Source organism: Pseudonocardia sp. (assembly GCF_025965585.1).
Taxonomy (GTDB): domain Bacteria; phylum Actinomycetota; class Actinomycetes; order Mycobacteriales; family Pseudonocardiaceae; genus Pseudonocardia.
Window position 1 is genome coordinate 1 of record NZ_JAOPWR010000087.1, and the last position, 3,201, is coordinate 3,201.

Genomic DNA, 3,201 nt, shown 5'->3' on the forward strand with positions numbered 1-3,201 from the left:
CGACGCCACCGTCGAGGACGGGGACGCAGCGCTCGCCGCGGCCACGGCGGCGCAACCAGGCTGGGCCGCGACCCCGCCACGCGAGCGGGGCGAGATCCTGCGCCGGGCGTTCGAGACCATCCTCGCCGGGTCGAGGACCTCGCCCTGCTGATGACGCTGGAGATGGGCAAGTCGCTGGCCGAGTCGCGGGCCGAGATCCGGTACACCGCCGAGTTCTTCCGCTGGTTCTCCGAGGAGGCGGTCCGGATCGGTGGGCGGTTCGCCACCTCTCCGGACGGCGCGACGCGGCTGCTGACGATCAAGCGGCCGGTCGGCCCGTGCCTGTTCATCACGCCCTGGAACTTCCCCAAGGCGATGGGCACCCGCAAGATCGGCCCCGCGGTGGCGGCCGGCTGCACGATGGTGGTCAAGCCGGCCGGCCAGACGCCGCTGAGCATGCTGGCGCTGGCCCAGATCCTGATCGACGCCGGCCTGCCCGACGGCGTCCTCAACGTGGTGACCACCTCCACCACCGGTGCGGTCATGGAACCGCTCATCCGCGATACCCGACTGCGCAAGCTGTCCTTCACCGGTTCCACCCCCGTGGGGCAGCGCCTGATCGAGCAGTCCGCCCAGCAACTGCTGCGGACCTCCATGGAGCTCGGCGGGAACGCGCCGTTCCTGGTGTTCGACGACGCCGACCTCGACGCCGCCGTGGACGGCGCCGTCGCGGCCAAGATGCGCAACGTCGGCCAGGCCTGCACCGCGGCCAACCGCTTCCACGTGCAGGCCGGGATCGCGGAGGAGTTCACCCGCCGGCTCACGGAGCGGCTCGCCGCGCTGACCGTCGGGCCGGGCAGCGAGGACGGCGTGGAGGTCGGCCCGCTGGTCGACCAGGCCGGCTGCACCAAGGTCGCCGAACTGGTCGCGGACGCCGTGCCCGGGGAGCCACGGTGACCACCGGCGGCCGGGCCATCGACGGCCCCGGGCACTTCTACGCCCCCACCGTGCTGGCCGACGTGCCGGCCGGCGCGCGCATCCTGCGGGAGGAGGTGTTCGGTCCGGTGGCCGCGATCGCCACGTTCAGCACCGAGGAGGAGGGCATCGCGGCCGCGAACGACACCGAGTACGGCCTGGCCGCCTACGTGTTCACCCGGGACGTCCGCTGCGCGCTGCGGGTCTGCGAGGCGCTCGAGGCCGGGATGACCGGCCTCAACCAGGGCGTCATCTCCAACCCCGCGGCCCCCTTCGGCGGCCTGAAGGCCAGCGGATTCGGGCGTGAGGGCGGCAGCGAGGGCATCGAGGAGTACCTCGAGACCCAGTACGTCGGCATCGCCCCCTGAAGCGGAGCCTCAGGTCGGCCGGCTCCGCGGGGAGCGGAAAGCACAGGTGCGCAGCGGGGGTGCGACCGCCGGGGGCGATGTCCTCTTCGGAGGTGCGCGCCGCACCGCTGTAGCGCAGCACGCTCTGCAGCAACTCGTCCACGACGTCGGTCGTCTGAGCCAGCGGGACGCTGGCGTAGTCGGCGGTGTAGCCGCGGCTCGAGCAGGTCCGGGTGGTCCTTATCGCGAGCGCGGATGCCGGGATGGGATCGGCGGGCGGCTGTTGTCTCGGGGCGGCCCGGGCAGGCCGGCTCGGAGCAGGACATCGTTGATCCAGTCGGTGCGGATCGTGCCGGCGTCCCCGATGTACTCGTCGAAGGCCATCGCGGTGAGCTGCGCAGCGATGGCCGACCACTCGGTGCCGGACAGCGACCGTTCCAGGTGAGCCTCGACGGTGGGACGGTCGACGTAGGCCACGCTCGCTTCGAGCAGGTCGGCCAGCGGCGGGTAGGCGTCCCCGCCGTAGGCGCTGACCAGGACCACGCACCGGTCGATGTGGAGCAGGTTGCGGTACCGGTCGCGCCGGCGCCCGTGCACGGGTCGTGGATCCGTTGCTGTCCCGCCGCCGATCGACCTTCCGGTACTGCACGCTCTGCTTCCGACCCACCCCGCCGGAGAGCTGGTCCGGCGCCACGTGCCACGGCTGCGCGTCGACCTGGCACGGAGTTGCGTACCGCAGCGCCGGGTCAGGTGGCGTTGCGTTCCGTCGTGGCCGGGAGCGGCCCCGTGGGGGTCGGCATCGGGTTGCGCAGCAGTTCCCGCCACTGCTCGGCGCTCCACCGCGCGGGCTCGGTGGTGGAGAGGAACTCCTCCACCAGCGCGACGAACCGGTTGGGGTCGGTGTGGAACGGGAAGTGCCCGGCGTCGGAGAAGATCTCCAGCCTGCTGCCCGGCATGGCGGCGTGGGCGCGGCGGGCGTGCGCCACCGGCACCACCGCGTCCCGCCCGCCCCAGACGAGCAGGGTGGGCATGCCGCGGGCGAGATAGCAGCGGTCGAGCATCGTCACCACCTGCCCGCGCCAGTCCACCACCGCGCGCAGGGTGCGGATGAACGCGGCGCGCGCGGTGGCGTCGGGCAGCGCGTCCACCATGCGCAGCAGGTCGGGGGCGTCCTGGCCGAGGTCGGTGCCCAGCAGCCGCAGCATCCCCACCGCCGCACCGACCTGTAGCCGTGCGGTGGGCAGCTGCAGCAACCCGAGCAGGCTCGCCGCGCCGGGGAGCGTCATGGCCCGCAGCACCGGCGTGACGTCGGGGCCGGCGCCGCCGCTGCCCACCAGCACCAGCCGTTCGGTGCGCTCGGGGAACTGGTAGGCGAACTGCATGGCGACGCCGCCGCCGAGCGAGTGGCCGACGAGCGTGGCCCGCTCCACGCCGAGGACGCCGAGCAGGTCGCGGATGCCGTTGGCGTAGGCCGCCACCGAGTAGTCGGCCCGGGGCTTGTCGGAGCTGCCGTGCCCGAGCAGGTCGGGGGCGATCACGAGGTGGCGTCGCGCCAGCGCGGTCATCACCGGCTCCCAGGTGGCCGAGCTGTCGCCGATGCCGTGCACGAGCACGACCGGCGACCCGGACCCGGCCATGCGGAAGGCCCGCCGGTAGCCGTGCACCACGCGGAAACGCAGCGAGGTGTCGACCACCGACGCGAGGTGGCCCGAGCCCGAGATCGACCTGGTCATGGTCAGTGCGAGGGTAGGACCGCGACTTTCCGGTGGGGTAACCGCTGTGTTGCGGACGTCGGTGGCCGGCAGGCGCGCCCGCGGGACCCCCGGACCATGATCGCCACCCACCGCACCCGACCGCCCCGGCACGAGCGCTGCGCACCGCACCGGGCGGCCCGGCGAGG

Annotated in this window: 2 protein-coding genes and 1 pseudogene; 1 reads left to right on the forward strand and 2 read right to left on the reverse strand. The window is 73.5% G+C overall.

Annotation, left to right across the window (positions count from 1 at the left end; genetic code table 11):
• A pseudogene (locus tag JWR81_RS05610) lies at positions 1–1,322 on the forward strand (NAD-dependent succinate-semialdehyde dehydrogenase); the annotation flags it as partial.
• A gap of 219 nt (positions 1,323–1,541) precedes the next feature.
• On the opposite strand, the gene JWR81_RS05615 reads toward JWR81_RS05610, so the two are convergent.
• Positions 1,542–1,898, reverse strand: coding sequence for a hypothetical protein (locus tag JWR81_RS05615; protein ID WP_297647526.1), 357 nt, complete (start codon positions 1,896–1,898; stop codon positions 1,542–1,544).
• A 149-nt stretch (positions 1,899–2,047) separates the two neighbouring features.
• The gene (locus tag JWR81_RS05620) at positions 2,048–3,034 is read right to left on the reverse strand and encodes an alpha/beta hydrolase (RefSeq protein ID WP_297647529.1); all 987 of its coding nucleotides are present in this window, start codon (positions 3,032–3,034) and stop codon (positions 2,048–2,050) included.
• Positions 3,035–3,201: the final 167 nt, after the last annotated feature.

Bases quoted from the DNA above. Each gene is read 5' to 3' on its own strand.
- JWR81_RS05620 (WP_297647529.1), bottom strand. From the start codon at position 3,034: ATGACCAGGTCGATCTCGGGCTCGGGCCACCTCGCGTCGGTGGTCGAC.